Here is a 17,292-nt window from a genome sequence, read left to right as displayed (position 1 = left end):
GTATCTTTCTTTTTTCAAATTGGTGTTACTACGAGAATCTTTGGCTAAGTTCATAAATATGCCATTCCCGCACACCCCAATAACTGAGAATCGATTCTGCTTGCCAGATTTCATCTGTTGTTCCCTCTACTTTCACCAAAAATTTTTCTTGGCAGGTGGTTAGCTCACAGAGTCTAGCTTGCCTTTCGGGAGCGAACCAACCTTGAAATGCGCCATAAACACTGCCAAAAATCGCACTCGCTCCACCCGCCAGCAGTGTACCCACCACAGATTCAACCGCTAATGCCGGGCCAAAACCAGGAATAACTAATACGCCAAGTCCGGCTGTTAGTGCTAGAAAACCTCCAGTTGTTCCTCCTGTAACTGCGCCTGCTTTAGCACCTTCGATAGGAGTTATGGGATGTTTATCCGCATTAGTATCCTCGTGCAACTTTTCGTCTTCAGAGTCTAAAGTGAAGACAGAAATTTTCTGCATAGGAAAGTCAATTGCTCTGAGTTCATCAAGCACCTGTGTTACTGCCTGACGGGTAGAAATGACACCGATTGCATTTTTAACTGAACATAAATTCATAACAACATCTCCTATAAAAATCAGTAAGTTGAAAACGAAGCTTTATTAATCTCCAAATAGGAAAAAACTATAGTTTTTTAGTGTAAGTAGGAACCGTATTAGTTTAGGTATTCGTTTTAAACCTCAGTTGGCTTAGTTTCGTTTCTCTGCTTCTTTTCCAGGATTGCTGATGAATGTGAACGAAAAGTGAATAAATCGTTTGTCTACCTAATTTCACTTTTAAATCACATTTGTCCCTCAAGCTAAAAGACAACAAATGTGAATGAAGTAATTGATTATTGGAGTTGGAGATGAGCTTTAAGAAGATTTTGGTCGCAGTCGATGATTCACCTGCTACTGCAACAGTGTTTGCAAAAGCGCTGGAGTTAGCCCAAATAGATGCTGCTTAGTTAATGATTGGTCACAGCATTGAGCTAGCAGCTTCTAGTCAACTCACTGTGAATTTAGTAGACCTGGAAATAGAAACACGACAGGCACAAAGTTTACTCCAGTTGTACTATCAGAAAGCGAAAATACTAGGCATTATGGCAGAATCCAGTTATCAAACAGGAGATCCTGGTACTAACATCTGTGATTTAGCCCGGAGTTGGGGAGCAGATTTGATTGTGCTTGGTCGTAGAGGACTTAATGGATTTGCCGAACTTTTAGCAGGAAGTGTGAGCAATCACGTAGTTCATCACGCTCCATGTTCCGTCCTGGTTGTTCAAGGTCAGTAGTTCCTTCAGAACCATACGTGTCAACTTAACGTGAAACCCTTGTAATGACGTGATATTCAGTTCTCTGGCTTCCTATCACCATTCGCATTACCCCACCCTAACCTTCCCCTTGTCAAGGCTACGGTGTACACACAAGTCTGAAGTTGTTCAAGAATCTGGGTTTTACCCCACCCTAACCACTGCTTGAATTCAATGAACAACCACCCGAATTCAATAAACGACCACCCGAATTCAATAAACGACTACCCGAATTCAATAAACGACCACCCGAATTCAATAAATGACCACCCGAATTCAATAAACGACTACCCGAATTCAATAAACGACCACCCGAATTCAATAAACAACCACCCGAATTCAATAAACGACTACCCGAATTCAATATATTTATTGCATAAATTCTCAAAACTTTACCTGAAACCTGATTTACTAAGGTTTTAGCTTTAGTTTTACCCTACCCTAACCATCAGTGCGATTAAGTAGGTAATGTTTGGGATTTAAGAAGAAATTCGACTTGTGTGTACACGGTAGCCTTGTTAAGGGGAGGGAACAAATTTCCTGTTTCCCCCCAAAACATCGGGGGGATTAAGGGGGGTAAAACGCCTGTGGGACATGCATTTGAGCTTAAGTTGACACCAGTGCTTCACAATTGTCTACCAACCGCCAAAATTTTGCTGTTAAAACGTAAGTTTTCCACGAATAGTATTCATTATGCTTTACAAGAAACAATCTAGTTTCTTCGTAGTCCACTAAAGAAACTTTGTATGGTTTATTTTATGGTAGAAAAATCAAGTTATTTTCTCCCCCTGCTTCCCCTGCTTTATCTACCTACCTTCACCCGTAATTTTTGGGTTAGTCGATTACTAGGACTAGAATATATGGGGTTGTTTTTAGCAGGAATAACCGTTTTAATTTTGGTTTTTCTATTAACTCATACCCATGAAAATCTACACTGAAATTGAAATTAAGGCATCCGATAAGCAGGTCTGGAACCTACTCACTGATTTTGCGAGTTTCCCACATTGGAATCTGTTTATTCGTCAAATTAGTGGTTTGCTGAGTGAAGGGGCACAGCTAACCGTTCACTTTCAGCCTCCGGGTAGAGATATTATGATCTTTCGACCTACGGTGATTACGGTAGAACCTAATCGGAAACTGCTCTGGTTATGGCACTTTTTGATACCAGGGTTATTTGACGTTGAACATAGCTTTATCATTGAACCGTTAGCAAGCGATGTCTACGATGGTCACTGAGCGCAGCCGAAGTGCGGGCTACGCCTACGCGTTCGCTTCATTCAGCAAGAATCTTTCCAAGGTTTACTAGTACCTCTGCTAGCTCGTCGATTAAATATCGACGTTCGCCAAGGGTTTGAAGCCATGAACCAAACATTGAAAACCAAGGCAGAACGCATTGAAAATAAAAGTCAGGAGTTCAGAAAGTTTATATAATCAATCAGCTTTTTTGAACTATAGTAATAGCCTGAAATCGGATCAATGTTATTCGACAATCTCATAGCGCACTAACTTTCTAACATCTTCACGGGGTAGACTTAGTTCTTGGGCAATTGTCGCTTCTATTTGGCTGAATTCTATTGTTGGAAGTTCTAATTCCAATCGCTTCAGGATGGGGTCTGCTGTTTCCACTTCTACTTGAGTAATTCTCTTGGTTCGGTTGACGGCGGCGTTAATGAGCAACACATTGACTGATACCCGTGCTTCAAGTTGAGTATCTGACTGAAGTTTTTTCTCTGTAGAGTAGGGTCGGCTTAACTCTTGAGCAGCCAGGAAATTACAGCCAAGCCAAAACACAACCGCTACTAGTGGTAGAGGCAACCAAAACTCTAATCCCAGCCCTTGCAGCCAACGTTTACTAATACGCCACACACTACACCTGCTTCTGATTTTGCTAGGTAACACTTCATGTATATCCTAATGGGGTAGACAATCCTCTGAAATCTTACTGATGAAAGACGTTGAGATTGCTTCAATGGATTATTCTAAACAAGCACAAGTGTATAAAGGTGATGAAAATCTTACTGGTAGAGGATGATCCAAAGCAATTAATGCCGCTGCAAATAGTTCTCTCTCAGGCGGGACACAGCGTCGATGGTGTCAAGGATGGTGAAACCGCTCAATGGCTTTTGGCTGAAAAAGAATATGACCTGCTGATTTTGGATTGGATGTTACCTCGAATTAGTGGAGTGAGTTTGTGTCAACAGTATCGGGCGGCGGGAAAAACAGCTCCGGTATTAATGATTACGGCAAAAGATACCACACCCGATAAAGTCATAGGATTAGATGCCGGAGCTGATGATTACCTCGTCAAACCGATTGATATCGTGGAGTTCATGGCACGGGTGCGAGCATTGAGGAGGCGATCGCCCCTCTGGCAAGGAGACACCCTTTGCTTGGCAGACCTCGAACTTCATCTCGATAGACTAATTTTGGAGCGACAAGGAGCGATCGTATCCCTTTCCAGCCAAGAATTTCAGTTGCTAGAGTACTTCATGCGTCATCCTAAGCAAGTCCTAACTCGCAACCAGATTGAGCAAGCTGTATGGGAGTGGGGTAGTGAGCCAGAAAGCAATTCAATCACCGTTCTAGTTCGTAAACTTCGCCAACGTTTGCAAACATTAGCAGCAGCCGATTGGATTGAAACTGTCTACGGTATGGGCTATCGCCTAAACCCTCCAGAACCATCGTAAAAAGGACTGGGGACTGGGGACTGGGGACTGGGGGATGAGGGGGACAAGGAGGACAAGGAAGATAATGCTCCCTGCCCCCTGCCCCCTGCTCCCTGCCCCCTGCTCCCTGCCCCCTGCCCCCTGCCACTGTTCCCTGCCATAGTATAAGTTGTGTTTAACCGCAGTCGTCGTAACTTAGCTCGTTGGTTTACCCTTTCAATGGGGTGCATTCTGATTCTCTTTGCTGGAGTCATTTACAATCTTGAGGTAAAAGACAAGCTCAAAGCATTAGATCAACTGCTTTATAAAAGAGCAGAGCTAATGGCAGCCAGTTCGCAGTATCGGCTGTATCAAGGACAAAAAGAAGTCGATCTGAGCAATATACCGCTATTAGGTAGTGGTTCTCACCCGGCTGATATTGAATTGGTCTATGTTCGCTGGTATGACCCGAATGGCAAACTTAAGCGGTTTTTTGGTACTCCACCTCCAGAAAAGTTGGGAATAGCATCTGAGTTTCTCACGATTAAGTCCGTTGACCAGTTTACAGGTGAGACACTTTGGCTTCGTCAAGTCACGTTACCTGTTCAAGGAGGAAATTCGGTCATCGGTTATCTGCAAGTTGCTATCCCTCTGACAGAAACTCAAAACGATCTCCGAGAATTTCAGTTAATGTTGACCCTGGCTGTACCTGTAGCACTGGGGTTAATTGGACTTACAGGTTGGGTACTTGGTGGCATAGCTATGCAACCCGTTCAGCAAGCTTATAACCAACTCCAACGCTTTACATCAGATGCCTCTCATGAGTTGCGATCGCCCCTTTCTGCGATTTTGACCAATGCCCAAGTTGGGTTACTAATGGCAGCAGACCATCCCCAAATCCATCCCTCTGTGGAGAACATCATCGATAGCGCCAAGTCGATGAGTACTTTGGTTAATAACCTACTGCTGTTAGCTCGTCATCAGGGAAAATTAACTCCCGAATCTCTCAAAAAGGTTAATCTTAATAGCTTGTTAGATAATTTAGCTATTTATTACAATACTGTTGCTGCAAAAGCGTCGATCAAGTTGATCAGCCATTTACCAGAACAACCCATTGAGTTGTGGGCTGACCCCGATTTGCTGCGGCTAGCTGTGGAAAACTTGCTCAGTAACGCCTGTAATTACACTCCATCTGGTGGAACTGTCTGGTTACGCTTAGAACCTCACCCAGATCGGGCAGTAATTCAGGTCATAGATACTGGAATTGGAATTCCAGAGGCAGATTTACCTTACATTTTCGATCGCTTTTACCGAGTTGATACAGAACGTGCCAGAGAAAGCGGCGGATTTGGATTGGGATTAGCGATCGCTCAACAAATTATCCAGGCTCACGGCGGTAACATTCATGTGATGAGCAATGAGGGTAAAGGCTCGACGTTCCAGATAAAGTTACCACTGATGAGCCATTCCTAAATTCATCTTTAAAAGATGATTCATAATGAAAATCTAAAGCTTTTAGCTTTCCCCCAATTCTTCATAATAAATTATTGTGGCAATTCTATACAAAAATAATGTATGTATGCTGTAAACAAATCAGCTTTTTGAAGTTTAGCAGAACGCAAAGTTTAGACCCTGCTATTGCTACTTATAAAAAAAATCAAAGTCAGATGATAAATATTATTCTATATACCTTATAATCTCTAATACGGTATCCGCTTAGAAATACCGTAGATTTAGGGGTGAATTCTGATGAACGAGTCGCAACAAACGACACATTTCAGTAAATTGCTAACTGAGAGAATGCAGTCTTATGTCATGAAAGCATTACAGACTATACAACTCTCATATAAAGACACAATTAGAAATTGGTTAAATAGACACACTGTGCAAAGCTTTGTGAGTCTGTTTCTAGTAGGTGCTTTTTTGAGTATAACAGTTGCCTCCTGCTCTGGAAGCAGTTCAGCTAGCAAAAATGATGTCAAATTGAAACTCGTTTCTTTCTCTGTCACCAAAGCGGCTCATGACCAGATAATCCCCAAATTTGTCGAAAAATGGAAGCAAGAACATAACCAAAATGTCACATTTGAGCAAAGTTATGGTGGTTCTGTAGCTCAAGCGGCGGCTGTGATTGCTGGTTCCCAAGAAGCAGATATAGTACATTTGGCACTTCCTTTGGATGTCAGCAAAATTGCTCTTGCAGGTTTGATAAAATCGGGTTGGGAAACCAAAGCTCCCAGAAGTGGTATTGTGAGTAGATCGGTTGCTGCGATCGTTACCCGTGAAGGTAATCCCAAAGGTATAAATACTTGGGCAGACTTAGCAAAAGATGGCGTGAAAGTGATTGCGGCTAACCCAAAAACTTCTGGTATTGCTATCTGGGAATTCTTAGCTTTTTGGGGTTCGGTAACTCTAAACGGAGGTGACGAAGCCACAGCATTAGATTACGTCACTAAAGTTTATAAAAATACTCCCATTTTGACGAAAGATGCCCGTGAAGCTAGCGATTTATTTTTTCAAAAAAATCAGGGTGATGTCTTAATCAACTACGAGAATGAGGTAATTTTAGCAGGTAAAAATGGAAATAAGTTGCCTTATATTGTACCCAAAGTCAATATTTCCATTGATAATCCTGTAGCCATAGTTGATAAAAACGTTGAGAAACACGGTACAAGGGAAGTTGCACAAGCATTTGTTGATTTTCTTTACTCTACAGAAGCTCAACGAGAATTTGCTAAATTACAATATCGTCCTGTTAACCCCACTGTCACGCAAGAAGTAGCATCTCAATATCAGCCAATTGAAACGTTATTTACATCTCAAGATTTAGGCGGTTGGGATATTATCCAGAAAAAGTTTTTTAGCGATGGGGCAATTTTTGACAAAGTTCAAGCTGCCAGCAAAGCGTAATATCTATATTTTTCTAGCAGCTAGCCAAATATAAATAATTTTCAATCACTTTACCTCAATTGATAATTTATGAGTTTTCATAGCCGATTGAAAGATGGCTTTTCACTCACCTTTTTAATGCTGATTACCAGCAGTATCACTGCTTGTAATAGCGGTCAGGAATTAAAAAGTCAAGTGAGTATTGACGGTGCGGCTGTAGGTTTCCCTGTTTCTTTAGCGGTTGCAGAAGAATACGGCAAAGTTAAACCTGAAGCGAAAGTGAGCGTTGCTTCAAGTGGAACTGGTGGTGGTTTCAGTAAATTTTGTAATGGTGATATTGATATTGCCGGTGCTTCTCGTACCATTCGAGATGAAGAAATCAAAAAATGCAAAAGTAAGAATATTGATTTCGTCGAGTTGCCTATAGGTTTAGATGGCATAGCTGTGATTGCTAACCGTCAAAATAATTTCGCCAAATGTCTAACTATTAAAGAACTAGGCAAGATTTGGGGTGCTAAATCAGACGGTAAAATCTTAACTTGGAATCAAGTTAATCCCAAATTTCCTAACCAAAAGCTGAAGTTGTATGCTCCAGCTTCCGATACTGGAACCTTTGATTATATGACTCAAGCTGTTACTGGCAAAGCCAAGAATGGCCGTACAGATTACACTCCCAGCCATAATCAAAACCTTTTAGTACAAGGAGTATCTGGGGATGTATCATCATTGGGTTATGTCGGGATATCTTACTACATTCAAAACCAAGAAAAACTAAATCTGGTTGCTATAGAAAGTCCTACTGGAAAGTGCGAAAAACCAGTGCCAGTAGATAATGTCATCAAAAATATCTACACACCTTTATCTCGTCCCCTGTTTATCTATGTCAGCAAAAAGTCTTTAGATACCAAGCCAGCAGTCAAAGAATTTGTAGACTTTTATCTAGAAAATTCTTGGAAGTGGGTAGATAGTGTTGGTTATGTGGCACTACCCGATGAAGCTTATGTCAAAGTTAAACAAAAATTTGCTACGGGTGAAACTGGCACAAAGTTTAAAAAAGCAAAACCAGGTGAACCAATCACAAACTTTATTTAGATAAAGTCTTGTTTATTGTAGTCTAATTGTAGTCAAAAATTAACTGTTTATGCAGAATACCAATTCTCAAGACGATCCTTATTTACTATCTAGACAGTCACTGGATAAAAACCCATCTGAAGATATCTCTGAAAAGATTGTTGCAGTAATTTTATTTGCTTGTGCTTTAGTTTCTGTTTTGACTACCTTTGGTATTGTCGTAATTATCTTTCAAGAGACATTTGGCTTTTTCCAAGAAGTTTCCTTCGCCGAGTTCTTTCTTGATACTAAATGGACACCTCTATTTGCAGATAGACATTTTGGCGTTTGGCCCTTAATTAATGGCACTTTTTTAACAACAGCTATTGCGATGGCAGTTGCTATTCCTTTGGGTTTATCTTCGGCCATTTATTTAAGTGAATATGCTCAACCCAAAGTAGCAGCAGTTTTACGTCCAGCAGTAGAACTTTTAGCAGGAATACCAACAGTAGTCTATGGTTACTTTGCGCTGTTGTTTATCACACCATTGTTGCGGAATATTATCCCTCTGGAAATATTCAATGCTTTGAGTGCAGGGTTAATGATGGGCGTGATGATTACCCCTACTGTTGGTTCTATCAGCTTAGATGCTATTAAAGCAGTTCCCCGTTCTTTGCGAGAAGGATCTTATGCTTTAGGTATTACTAAACTAGAAACTATTTTTAAAGTAGTTCTACCAGCCGCGCTTTCAGGAATCATTGCTTCAATTATATTGGGTATTTCTCGCGCTGTGGGTGAAACAATGACTGTCCTAATCGCTGCCGGACTACAGCCAAAGCTGACTGTTAATTTTGCAGAATCAATAGAAACAATGACAGCTTACATGGCACAAATTTCTGGTGGAGATAGCCCACGCGGTAGTCTCAATTTTAAGACGTTATATGCTGTAGGTGCTGTTCTGTTTATAATTACCCTAGCTTTGAATATTGTTAGTTACTGGGTTGCAAATCGCTTTAAAGAAAAATACGATTAACTAAGTATGGCTACAAGTTACCAACAAGATGATTCTCTAGATTCTGCGATAGAATTTACCGATAATGTTGAGAGTAGGGAAACATTAGGCAAAGTATTTGAAATACTTTTTTTGTTAGGATTGCTAATTGGTTTGTTTGTCCTAGCATTGCTACTTTTTGATATTTTTAAAGACGGATTAGGCAGATTTTTAACACCCGGTTTTCTCACAGAAACTCCTTCTCGTTTTCCTGACCAAGGTGGTATTCGTCCTGCAATTATCAGCAGTGTTCTTTTAGGAACTATTGTAATTTTGGTTACTGTACCAATTGGTGTAGGAGCAGCTTTATATCTAGAAGAGTATGCACCGAAAGCTTGGTGGACAGCAATTATTGAGATTAATATCAGTAATCTGGCGGGTGTACCTTCTATTGTCTATGGATTGCTGGGTTTAGGAGTTTTCAATTATTTACTTGGGTTTGGCCCCGCTTTGATTTCTGGTGCATTGACTTTATCTTTGTTGTCTTTACCAGTAATTATTGTCACCTCTAGAGAAGCAATTCGCGCTGTCCCAGATTCCCTGAGAAATGCTTCTTATGGATTAGGTGTTACAAAATGGCGCACTATCAGCAGTCATGTTTTACCTTATGCTATTCCCGGTATTTTGACAGGGGTGATTATCTCTGTATCCCGTGCTATTGGTGATGCAGCCTCTCTAATTGTTGTCGGTGCTGTGGGTTTTCTCACTTTTGATCCCGGTTTGTTTCAGAGATTTATGGCATTACCCATTCAAATTTACAGTTACATCACTCGTCCTGAACCGGGTTTTGCTGATGCAGCAGCAGCAACAATTATTGCGTTGTTACTTCTGATTTTAGTTTTAAATGGTGTAGCAATTTATATTAGACAACGCTTCTCAATACGTTAGGTAATTAAATATCTAATTGGATACATTCACGAATATTAGGAGAATCGAAAAATGACTTATAGCAATAATAGTAGAAGTCAATCAGATAGCGCCACGCTTGACTATGAAAAGAGCGTATTCAATGTTGAAGGTGTGAAGGTTTTTTATGGCGGATTTTTGGCACTTTTAGATGTCTATCTTAAGATTCCTGAAAAACAAATTATTGCTTTTATTGGGCCTTCAGGATGTGGTAAAAGTACTTTACTGCGTTGCTTCAACCGGATGAATGATTTAATCCCTGGAGCTAGGGTTGAGGGTAGACTGAATTATCGCGATCGCAATATTTACGATCCTAAGATAAATTCTGTCAAATTACGCCGCCAAGTCGGAATGGTTTTTCAAAGACCGAATCCTTTCCCCAAGTCAATATACGAAAATATTTCTTTTGGGCCGCGTTCTAACGGTTACAAAGGTAACGTTGATGAATTGGTGGAAGATTCCCTCAGACGTGCTGCTATCTGGGATGAAGTCAAGGACAAACTCAAAGAGAAGGGTACTGCATTATCTGGCGGACAACAGCAACGACTTTGCATAGCCCGTGCGATCGCAATGAAGCCAGATGTATTATTGATGGATGAACCATGTTCTGCTCTCGACCCAATTTCTAGCCGCCAAGTAGAAGAACTCTGCTTAGAACTGAAGCAGCAATACACCATCATCATGGTGACACACAATATGCAGCAAGCTTCCAGAGTGGCAGATTTCACAGCTTTCTTCAATACAGAAATTGACGAGTATGGCAAACGTCGCGGAAAATTAGTTGAGTTTAATCCAACAGCACAGATGTTCAGTTCTCCTCAAACTAAAGAAGCTGAAGACTATATCAGTGGACGTTTCGGTTAAAAAGACATGACAACGCAAGGGGAAAGGAAAAAGCCAAGTTCAGTTGTGAGAGACTATTATTCCTTTACTCTTTAACCCTTTCCCTTTCATCTAAATCTAGTCAGCTCAACGCCCTGTTAAAAAATCCTTCTTTTTACTGAAATTTATACTGGTAAAACAATTCCCCAACTTTTGTAGTCGCTATTTTCGTACAAATTCCCCCTCCACTACAAGCTGAGACTAGGTAATATATACATATATAACTATGGATAAAAGGCATACAGTGGAAATTCAAGAATTAAAAGCATTGATTAAAGAAACTATGCGTGAAGTTCTGCAAGAAGAAAGGCTTCGCCTCTGCCAAATTCTGATTCCTTACATAAGTGATACTGAGCAACGCGAACTTGAAGCCGAATTTGGTGTACCTTTAGATGATACTGAGGATGAAGTAATTGATATGACCGATTGGGTAAGATATGGCAATAAAATTTCGCAAAAAAGCGATTAAATTTTTAGAAAAAGCAAATCCCGAAGATGTCGAAAATATTCGGGAGCAAATAAACAAAATTGTTATTGCTGTCGAAAACCAAGGCATTATCCCGTTTACAGAAATAGATATCAAAAAAAATGAAAGGTGATTGGGAGGTATTTTACAGATTGCGTATAGGTAAAAACAGAATTATTTTTACAGTAGATATTGATTCCAAAGACATCGAGATTTACGCCATTGGTGCAAGAGGAGATGTTTATAATAAATAATTCGTAATTAGTAATTTAATAACTGGAAATTAGCAAAGTAATTGTGGAAAATATACTGAGGCTTGATAGTACTAAATTGAAGTAATATTTCAGTTTAGTAGTTATACTGTGTATTATGTTTAAGCCTCTGTCATTTGCTTTAGTTGCAGCTACCGTTTTAGTAGCATCAATCAATAATCCCAGTGCTACCTTAGCTCGAACTTGTGCTTCTAAGTGTGGGTCGCATCCAATTCAGTTTACACCTGGGCAACACATCCGAGTTGAAGTGATAAATAGCACGCCTAACATCATCAAAATCCAAAAACCCTCTGGGACTGATGCAATGACCTTGAGTCCAGGGCAGAAACTAAGTTTAGAACAAATAGAAGGTACAGAGCCAAATACATCTCTGATATTTTGGAGCGAAAAAGGTTTGTCACTACAAGCAATTGTCTCGAAACCTAACTTTGGCACATTGCGGCTAGAACTCCGTCCGACTTGGCGCTCTCCGGGCGATCGCTCTTTGTATATTATGGATGATGGTAGAATAAACGTGTTTTAGATAGCAAATTAATGTTATTAGTTATGAGTTAAGAAACAACTTTCAATTCAACACTCATAACTAAGTAAATTCTAACTTGTATTGTGCTAGACCGACCTGTATCTGAATTCTCAAAACCTACCAGGCGCTTACCGAATCAGCGCTGGCAAATTTATCCACAAAAACCAGAATTTGCCCAAAAGCTGGCGGTTTTGATGAATGTTTCACCCATTATCAGCCAATTGCTGATTAATCGGGGTATGGAAACGCCAGAACAAGCACAAGCATTTTTAGAGCCAGAGTCATTAGTCTTACCTTCGCCGTTAGAAGATTTCCCAGATTTGGCAATTAGTTTGGAGTTGTTGCAAAATGCGATCGCTTCTCAAACAAAAATTGCTATTTGTGGTGACTACGATGCTGATGGAATGACCAGCACGGCTCTACTTTTGCGTAGTCTCCGCACTTTAGGCGCACAAGTAGATTATGCTATTCCCAGCCGGATGCACGAAGGCTATGGTATTAATAAACGCATAGTTGAAGAATTTCACAGCGAAGGTGTAGGGTTAATTTTGACTGTCGATAATGGTATATCTGCGTTTGAACCAGTCGCTAGAGCTAGAGAACTTGGTCTTGCAGTGATTATCACCGATCATCACGATATCCCCCAAAAATTACCGCCAGCTAATGCTATCCTCAACCCTAAACTAATAGCCGAATCGTCACCCTATAGGGGTGTTGCTGGTGTTGGTGTTGCCTATATTTTGGCAGTGTCTTTAGCACAACAGCTAGGCGAGACGAAGGGTTTAATCCAGCCGATGCTAGCACTGTTTACACTGGGAACGATCGCAGATTTAGCTCCCTTAACTGGCGTGAATCGCCGTTGGGTGAAACGTGGTTTACAGCATCTACCCAAATCAAACTTAGCTGGGATACAGGCGTTGATTCAGGTAGGTGGTGTGCAAGCGAGGGGAGAGGAGAGAGCAGGGGAGCAGGGGAGCAGGGGAGCAGGGGAGGAAATTTCTAATCCAAAATCCAAAATCCAAAATCCAAAATCGCTCAAGCCTGAAGATATCGGGTTTCGCTTAGGGCCGCGAATTAATGCTATCGGTCGGATTGGTAATCCCCAGACTGTGATTGAATTGCTAACTACAGATGATATGGGGGTGGCGCTGGAAAGAGCAATGCAGTGCGAACAAATCAACGCTTCTCGCCAGGAAATGTGTCAGCAAATTGAACAAGAAGCGATCGCTTATGTAGAATCAGAATTTGTTACATCTCTACAACAAGACCGTGTATTAATTGTTGTTCAACCCAATTGGCATCACGGCGTTATTGGCATTGTCGCCTCCCGCTTGGTAGAACGCTACGGTGTTCCTGTATTCATCGGTACTTATGAGGATGGGGAACATATACGCGGTTCTGCACGCTCAATTCCAGAGTTTAATGTGTTTGAAGCTTTGGAATATTGTCACGATTTACTAGGGAAATATGGCGGACACAAAGCCGCCGGAGGATTTTCTCTACCAGCAGAAAATTTACAGGTGTTGCGATCGCGTTTGATTGAGTTTGCTAACCAGTGTCTTGAACCCCAGCATCTCAAGCCTCTGCTCAAAATTGATGCTGAAGTCAACCTCGATCAGATCAATCAGCAGCTTTACCAACAGCTTAATGCTCTACATCCCTGCGGTATGGACAACCCAGATCCAGTTTTTTGGACAGCTAATGTTCAAGTAGTTGAGCAAAAAATCGTTGGTAAGGGTCACATCAAACTGACAATTGCCCAAACTATTGATAATCAGGATTACAGAATTAAAGCGATCGCTTGGCGTTGGGGCGACTACTTCCGCTTACCGCCGCGAGTGGATGTAGCTTACAAACTGCGAGAAAATTATTTTAACGGTAACACCACTATCGAGCTAGAGTTAGTCGGTGCCAGACTGCCAATTCAGATTCAACAATTTTTTGCTTCTTCACCTATCCAGTCAAGCACCACCTTTGAGTACAACCAGCGACAATATACTTGTGGTTTCTATAAAAACGGTATTGAAGCAGAATTAAGAATTAAAAATTCTGAAGGCAAAGTCTTGGCCATGCAGCCAGGACATATAATCGGTTTACTTGGTACTAATCGTCAAAACGCTAAAGAAGTTGATATTTCTCAGCCACAGTATGACAGTATTATTCAAGCTGCACTTCAAGCGTTATCAGTTAAAAGTTAGAAGTTCTTTATTAACTTATTGCTTCTGACTGTGATACTGTTAGTGCTGATTTATGAGTTATGAGTTAAGAATAAAATTTAATTACTCACTCCTCACCCCTAACTCCTAATCAGCACTCAGAAATCTTATAGGTTGCCGTTGCGAAATGCCAACAAAAAGATTACTACTGGGCCAGCAATCACAATTAGCGCCACGGACAGCAATTGGAAAATAACTTCCCAATTGATACTGGTAAAAGCGTTAAACAAGTCAGATACAGCGTCAAACATTTTTCCCTTTCTCCTCCCAATTGTCTTAAAAAATTCAATAACTTAATTACAAAACCCGCAATCGATCATATCTGTCTATGGCCTGTTGGATTTAATTTACTTAACAAAATTATAAGAAAAGACATAAAAACGTAAAATATGGGAATTGGGAATTGGGAATTGGGCATTGGGCAAAACAGTTCTGTTAGCGGTAGCGGGGCGTTTAGTCCGTGAAGAGTTGTTACGAATTCTCCCCCATTCCCCATTCCCCATTTCCCACTCCCCACTCCCTAATTCAAAATGGCAACTTGGCAATGTGTAAAACAATGTGGAGCCTGCTGTAATCTTGATCCAGCAGATCGTCCCGATTTGGATGAGTATCTCTCTCCACCAGAACTAGAACTCTACCTCAGCATGGTAGGCGAAGGCGGATGGTGCGTTAATTTTGACCATACCACGCGCGAATGTCGCATCTACTCAGATCGTCCTCGTTTCTGCCGCGTGGAATCAGAGGTTTTTCAAGATATGTATGGGGTTGAGCCTGAAGAAGTCAACGATTTTGCTATAGACTGCTGTCGCCAGCAAATAGAAGGAGTATATGGCGATCGCAGTTTAGAAATACTACGCTTCGATCAAGCTATTGGGCTGTAAGGAGGATACAAGAAATTTTTATCACCATTTATGTAGTTGCAATTTATTACAACAATCTGAGAATATGATAGAAATATGAAAATAACCTAGCAACCCAAACTACTGCTTGTGAAACTTGACTCTGCACCTTTGGAGATTTCGGGCATAGCTCAGACTGAAATAGAGCTAGAACTGAAAGACAGCACTGATTTTAACTTAACTCCTGCGATCGCCCAGCGAGTTCAGCCTCTAGTTGCCGATAGTCCTCCAAAGCAGCAATCAGTGTTAGTAGTTTTTGGCACAACTTTTGTAACCATTTTTCTCGCAGAAATTGGAGATAAGACTCAGCTATCCACCCTATTAATGAGTGCAGAATCTCATTCGCCTTGGGTTGTATTTCTCGGATCGGCAGCGGCGCTGATAACCACCAGCTTATTAGGCGTACTTTTAGGTAGTTGGATGGCTAGCCGACTCAGCCCAAAAACAGTAGAAAAATCAGCAGGTGTGATGTTGTTGGTAATTTCCCTAATGCTGTTTTGGGATGTATTTACTAGTCATTAGTCATTGGTCATTTGTCATTGGAGAAAGTCCCATTCCCCATTCCCCATTCCCCCTTTCCCATTCCCCCTTAATTATATGGATTGGCATCTTTTAGGACTAAGCTTTATTACAGTTTTTTTATCAGAATTGGGTGACAAAAGTCAGCTAGCTGCGATCGCACTTTCAGGGCGTTCTAACTCTCCACGCGCGGTATTTTTTGGTGCAGCAGGCGCATTGCTGTTGACTAGCCTGTTGGGGGCATTAGCAGGGGGAGCAGTAGCCGAATTATTACCTACACGTTTGTTAAAAGCGATCGCTGCGATCGGATTTGCCATCCTTGCTGCACGCCTGCTGTTATTTAACAATGAACCATCGGCGGATTCTGAAGAAACACCTTAGAGAAGAATTCAGAATCCAGGAATCAGAATTTATTCTTTGTGGGCTATTGGAACCCGCCAAAGCTTTAAACTATATCACTCAGTACTTCTCTACGAGACGCTGCCCGTAGCTTGCTTCCACGTACTCCTACGGAGAAGCAAGCTACGCGGAGGTACCGTAGGCGAGTGGTACGACAAACTCAGTAACCATCGTACTCCTGAATTCTGACTCCTGAGTTCTGAATTCTTCTTTACAAAAGTTCCCAAGCCGTTCCTTTGTAGCCGTATTGGAAAATTTCGGGATGCAAAATTTCAGCCAAAATTTCGAGAGAATCTACCAGTCGTGGCCCTGGACGATTAAAGTAAGAATTACCATCAGTGATGTAAACCCTACCAGCTTGCGTAGCGTGTAGTTTTTCCCACTCTGGACGTTTAGTTAACAATTTGGCTTCTTGGCGAGTGCGATTTAAATCAAAGCCACAAGGCATAAAAACAATGACATCTGGATTAGTTGTTAATAGTGTTTCCCACGGCAAGATAGGAGAAGGCTGACCTGTATAACAAAATAGAGACTGTCCTCCTGCCAAGTTAACTAATTCAGGAATCCAATTGGCGGCAACCATTAAAGGATCAGTCCACTCAATACATGCAACAGTAGGCTGTTCATTTAAAGAAAGTCCTTGAATTCTTTGCTGACAAATTTTGACGCGAGCTTCTAAATTTTCTAAGACTTTTACCGAATCTACCTCGAAAGCATTACCGACTCGCTCAATATCAGCCCAAATATCTTGGAGAATATTGGGTTGTAAAGAAATAATCTGCGGTTTACTGTCAATAAGTGTGGCAACTGCCTTTTCTACTTCGTGTAAGCTGACAGCACAAACATCACACTGGTCTTGAGTGAGAATGTGAGTAGGCTGCAACCGCTCTAAAACATCAGTTTTGATTTCATAAATACTGAGAGCAGATTGTAATAAATTGTTCACCTCATCGTTAATTTGGCTGCTGGAGGCATTGGAGTCTAAGCGTGCTTGGGTACAAACGGGGCGATTGAGTATTTCTGGAGGATAATCGCATTCGTGCGATCGCCCCACAATAGCATTAACCAATCCTAGTGCCGCTAAAATCTCTGTTCCACCGGGAATTAGGGAAACAATTCTCACATTACTAACCGTCATCGCTCCACCTCCATAAAAGCTCGCTTACCTTAATATTCTCAAAATTTTAGTCATTAAGTATCTTTCTCTAGGGGAATCAACTGTGTTTTGGTAATCATATTGATTATCTATGAAGTTGCTCCAGAACTTAGGGCT

The 17,292-nt window shown here is 41.1% G+C and carries 21 protein-coding genes; 17 read left to right on the top strand and 4 right to left on the bottom strand.

The features are described 5' to 3' along the window. Positions 1–28 precede the first annotated feature (28 nt). Positions 29–571, bottom strand: a complete 543-nt coding sequence (locus H6G86_RS12640) for a general stress protein (RefSeq protein ID WP_190934621.1) — start codon at positions 569–571, stop codon at positions 29–31. A gap of 290 nt (positions 572–861) precedes the next feature. On the opposite strand from H6G86_RS12640, the gene H6G86_RS38180 reads away from it, so the two are divergent. The 3 genes from H6G86_RS38180 to H6G86_RS38645 all read left to right on the top strand — a co-directional run bounded on the left by H6G86_RS38180 (position 862) and on the right by H6G86_RS38645 (position 2,541). Further along, the gene (locus H6G86_RS38180; RefSeq protein ID WP_199338253.1) at positions 862–960 is read left to right on the top strand and encodes a universal stress protein; all 99 of its coding nucleotides are present in this window, start codon (positions 862–864) and stop codon (positions 958–960) included. Positions 961–963: 3 nt separating this feature from the next. Further along, entirely contained in the window at positions 964–1,287 is a 324-nt protein-coding gene (locus H6G86_RS12635; RefSeq protein ID WP_199338252.1) for a universal stress protein, read from the top strand. 939 nt (positions 1,288–2,226) lie between these two features. Further along, entirely contained in the window at positions 2,227–2,541 is a 315-nt protein-coding gene (locus tag H6G86_RS38645; RefSeq protein ID WP_242064802.1) for an SRPBCC domain-containing protein, read from the top strand. A 243-nt stretch (positions 2,542–2,784) separates the two neighbouring features. On the opposite strand, the gene H6G86_RS12625 is transcribed toward H6G86_RS38645, so the two are convergent. Then, positions 2,785–3,171, bottom strand: coding sequence for a hypothetical protein (locus tag H6G86_RS12625; RefSeq protein WP_190934620.1), 387 nt, complete (start codon positions 3,169–3,171; stop codon positions 2,785–2,787). Between the two features lie 140 nt (positions 3,172–3,311). Between H6G86_RS12625 and rppA the strand changes: the two genes are divergently transcribed. The 11 genes from rppA (at position 3,312) to H6G86_RS12570 (ending at position 14,184) form a co-directional block, all read left to right on the top strand. After that, entirely contained in the window at positions 3,312–3,992 is a 681-nt protein-coding gene (gene rppA / locus H6G86_RS12620; protein ID WP_190934619.1) for a two-component system response regulator RppA, read from the top strand. Positions 3,993–4,142: 150 nt separating this feature from the next. After that, the gene (locus tag H6G86_RS12615; protein ID WP_190934618.1) at positions 4,143–5,423 is read left to right on the top strand and encodes a sensor histidine kinase; all 1,281 of its coding nucleotides are present in this window, start codon (positions 4,143–4,145) and stop codon (positions 5,421–5,423) included. 276 nt (positions 5,424–5,699) lie between these two features. Further along, positions 5,700–6,857, top strand: a complete 1,158-nt coding sequence (locus tag H6G86_RS12610) for a sulfate ABC transporter substrate-binding protein (RefSeq protein ID WP_190934617.1) — start codon at positions 5,700–5,702, stop codon at positions 6,855–6,857. A 69-nt stretch (positions 6,858–6,926) separates the two neighbouring features. Next, a complete protein-coding gene (locus H6G86_RS12605; RefSeq protein ID WP_190934616.1) occupies positions 6,927–7,928 on the top strand; it encodes a PstS family phosphate ABC transporter substrate-binding protein in 1,002 nt (333 codons plus the stop codon). Positions 7,929–7,977: 49 nt separating this feature from the next. Next, entirely contained in the window at positions 7,978–8,919 is a 942-nt protein-coding gene (gene pstC, locus H6G86_RS12600) for a phosphate ABC transporter permease subunit PstC (protein WP_114086070.1), read from the top strand. Positions 8,920–8,925: 6 nt separating this feature from the next. Continuing rightward, positions 8,926–9,825, top strand: coding sequence for a phosphate ABC transporter permease PstA (gene pstA / locus H6G86_RS12595; protein ID WP_190934615.1), 900 nt, complete (start codon positions 8,926–8,928; stop codon positions 9,823–9,825). 51 nt (positions 9,826–9,876) lie between these two features. Further along, positions 9,877–10,707 carry a phosphate ABC transporter ATP-binding protein PstB gene (gene pstB, locus H6G86_RS12590; protein WP_190934614.1) on the top strand — a complete coding sequence of 277 codons (831 nt, stop codon included), beginning with the start codon at positions 9,877–9,879 and terminating at the stop codon, positions 10,705–10,707. Positions 10,708–10,951: 244 nt separating this feature from the next. Continuing rightward, positions 10,952–11,194: a hypothetical protein gene (locus H6G86_RS12585; RefSeq protein ID WP_199338251.1), complete on the top strand. Its 243-nt coding sequence runs from the start codon at positions 10,952–10,954 to the stop codon at positions 11,192–11,194. Continuing rightward, positions 11,163–11,324 carry a hypothetical protein gene (locus H6G86_RS38640; RefSeq protein WP_242064801.1) on the top strand — a complete coding sequence of 54 codons (162 nt, stop codon included), beginning with the start codon at positions 11,163–11,165 and terminating at the stop codon, positions 11,322–11,324. Before H6G86_RS12585 ends, H6G86_RS38640 begins: the two co-directional genes overlap by 32 nt. 236 nt (positions 11,325–11,560) lie before the next feature. Then, complete coding sequence (locus tag H6G86_RS12575) at positions 11,561–11,986, top strand: hypothetical protein (RefSeq protein ID WP_012411065.1); 426 nt, start codon at positions 11,561–11,563, stop codon at positions 11,984–11,986. An 83-nt stretch (positions 11,987–12,069) separates the two neighbouring features. Continuing rightward, on the top strand, positions 12,070–14,184 hold the full coding sequence (locus H6G86_RS12570; protein ID WP_190934613.1) for a single-stranded-DNA-specific exonuclease RecJ: 2,115 nt from the start codon (positions 12,070–12,072) through the stop codon (positions 14,182–14,184). Positions 14,185–14,309: 125 nt separating this feature from the next. On the opposite strand, the gene psb30 is transcribed toward H6G86_RS12570, so the two are convergent. Next, the gene (psb30, locus tag H6G86_RS12565) at positions 14,310–14,453 is read right to left on the bottom strand and encodes a photosystem II reaction center protein Ycf12/Psb30 (protein ID WP_114086065.1); all 144 of its coding nucleotides are present in this window, start codon (positions 14,451–14,453) and stop codon (positions 14,310–14,312) included. Between the two features lie 279 nt (positions 14,454–14,732). On the opposite strand from psb30, the gene H6G86_RS12560 reads away from it, so the two are divergent. The 3 genes from H6G86_RS12560 (at position 14,733) to H6G86_RS12550 (ending at position 16,001) form a co-directional block, all read left to right on the top strand. Then, positions 14,733–15,083: a YkgJ family cysteine cluster protein gene (locus H6G86_RS12560; protein ID WP_190934612.1), complete on the top strand. Its 351-nt coding sequence runs from the start codon at positions 14,733–14,735 to the stop codon at positions 15,081–15,083. 108 nt (positions 15,084–15,191) lie between these two features. After that, positions 15,192–15,623, top strand: coding sequence for a TMEM165/GDT1 family protein (locus tag H6G86_RS12555; RefSeq protein ID WP_190934611.1), 432 nt, complete (start codon positions 15,192–15,194; stop codon positions 15,621–15,623). 75 nt (positions 15,624–15,698) lie between these two features. Further along, positions 15,699–16,001 (top strand): TMEM165/GDT1 family protein, encoded by a 303-nt coding sequence (locus tag H6G86_RS12550; protein ID WP_012411060.1) that lies wholly within the window; start codon positions 15,699–15,701, stop codon positions 15,999–16,001. A gap of 229 nt (positions 16,002–16,230) precedes the next feature. Here H6G86_RS12550 and H6G86_RS12545 read toward each other — a convergent pair whose 3' ends face one another. Further along, the gene (locus H6G86_RS12545) at positions 16,231–17,157 is read right to left on the bottom strand and encodes a cobalamin-binding protein (protein ID WP_190934610.1); all 927 of its coding nucleotides are present in this window, start codon (positions 17,155–17,157) and stop codon (positions 16,231–16,233) included. Between the last annotated feature and the right edge of the window lie 135 nt (positions 17,158–17,292).

The sequence above is a fragment of the Nostoc sp. FACHB-133 genome (genome assembly GCF_014698055.1).
Taxonomy (GTDB): domain Bacteria; phylum Cyanobacteriota; class Cyanobacteriia; order Cyanobacteriales; family Nostocaceae; genus Nostoc.
Note: the sequence above shows the minus strand (reverse complement) of the source record. Positions and strands in the feature narration are given on the sequence as shown.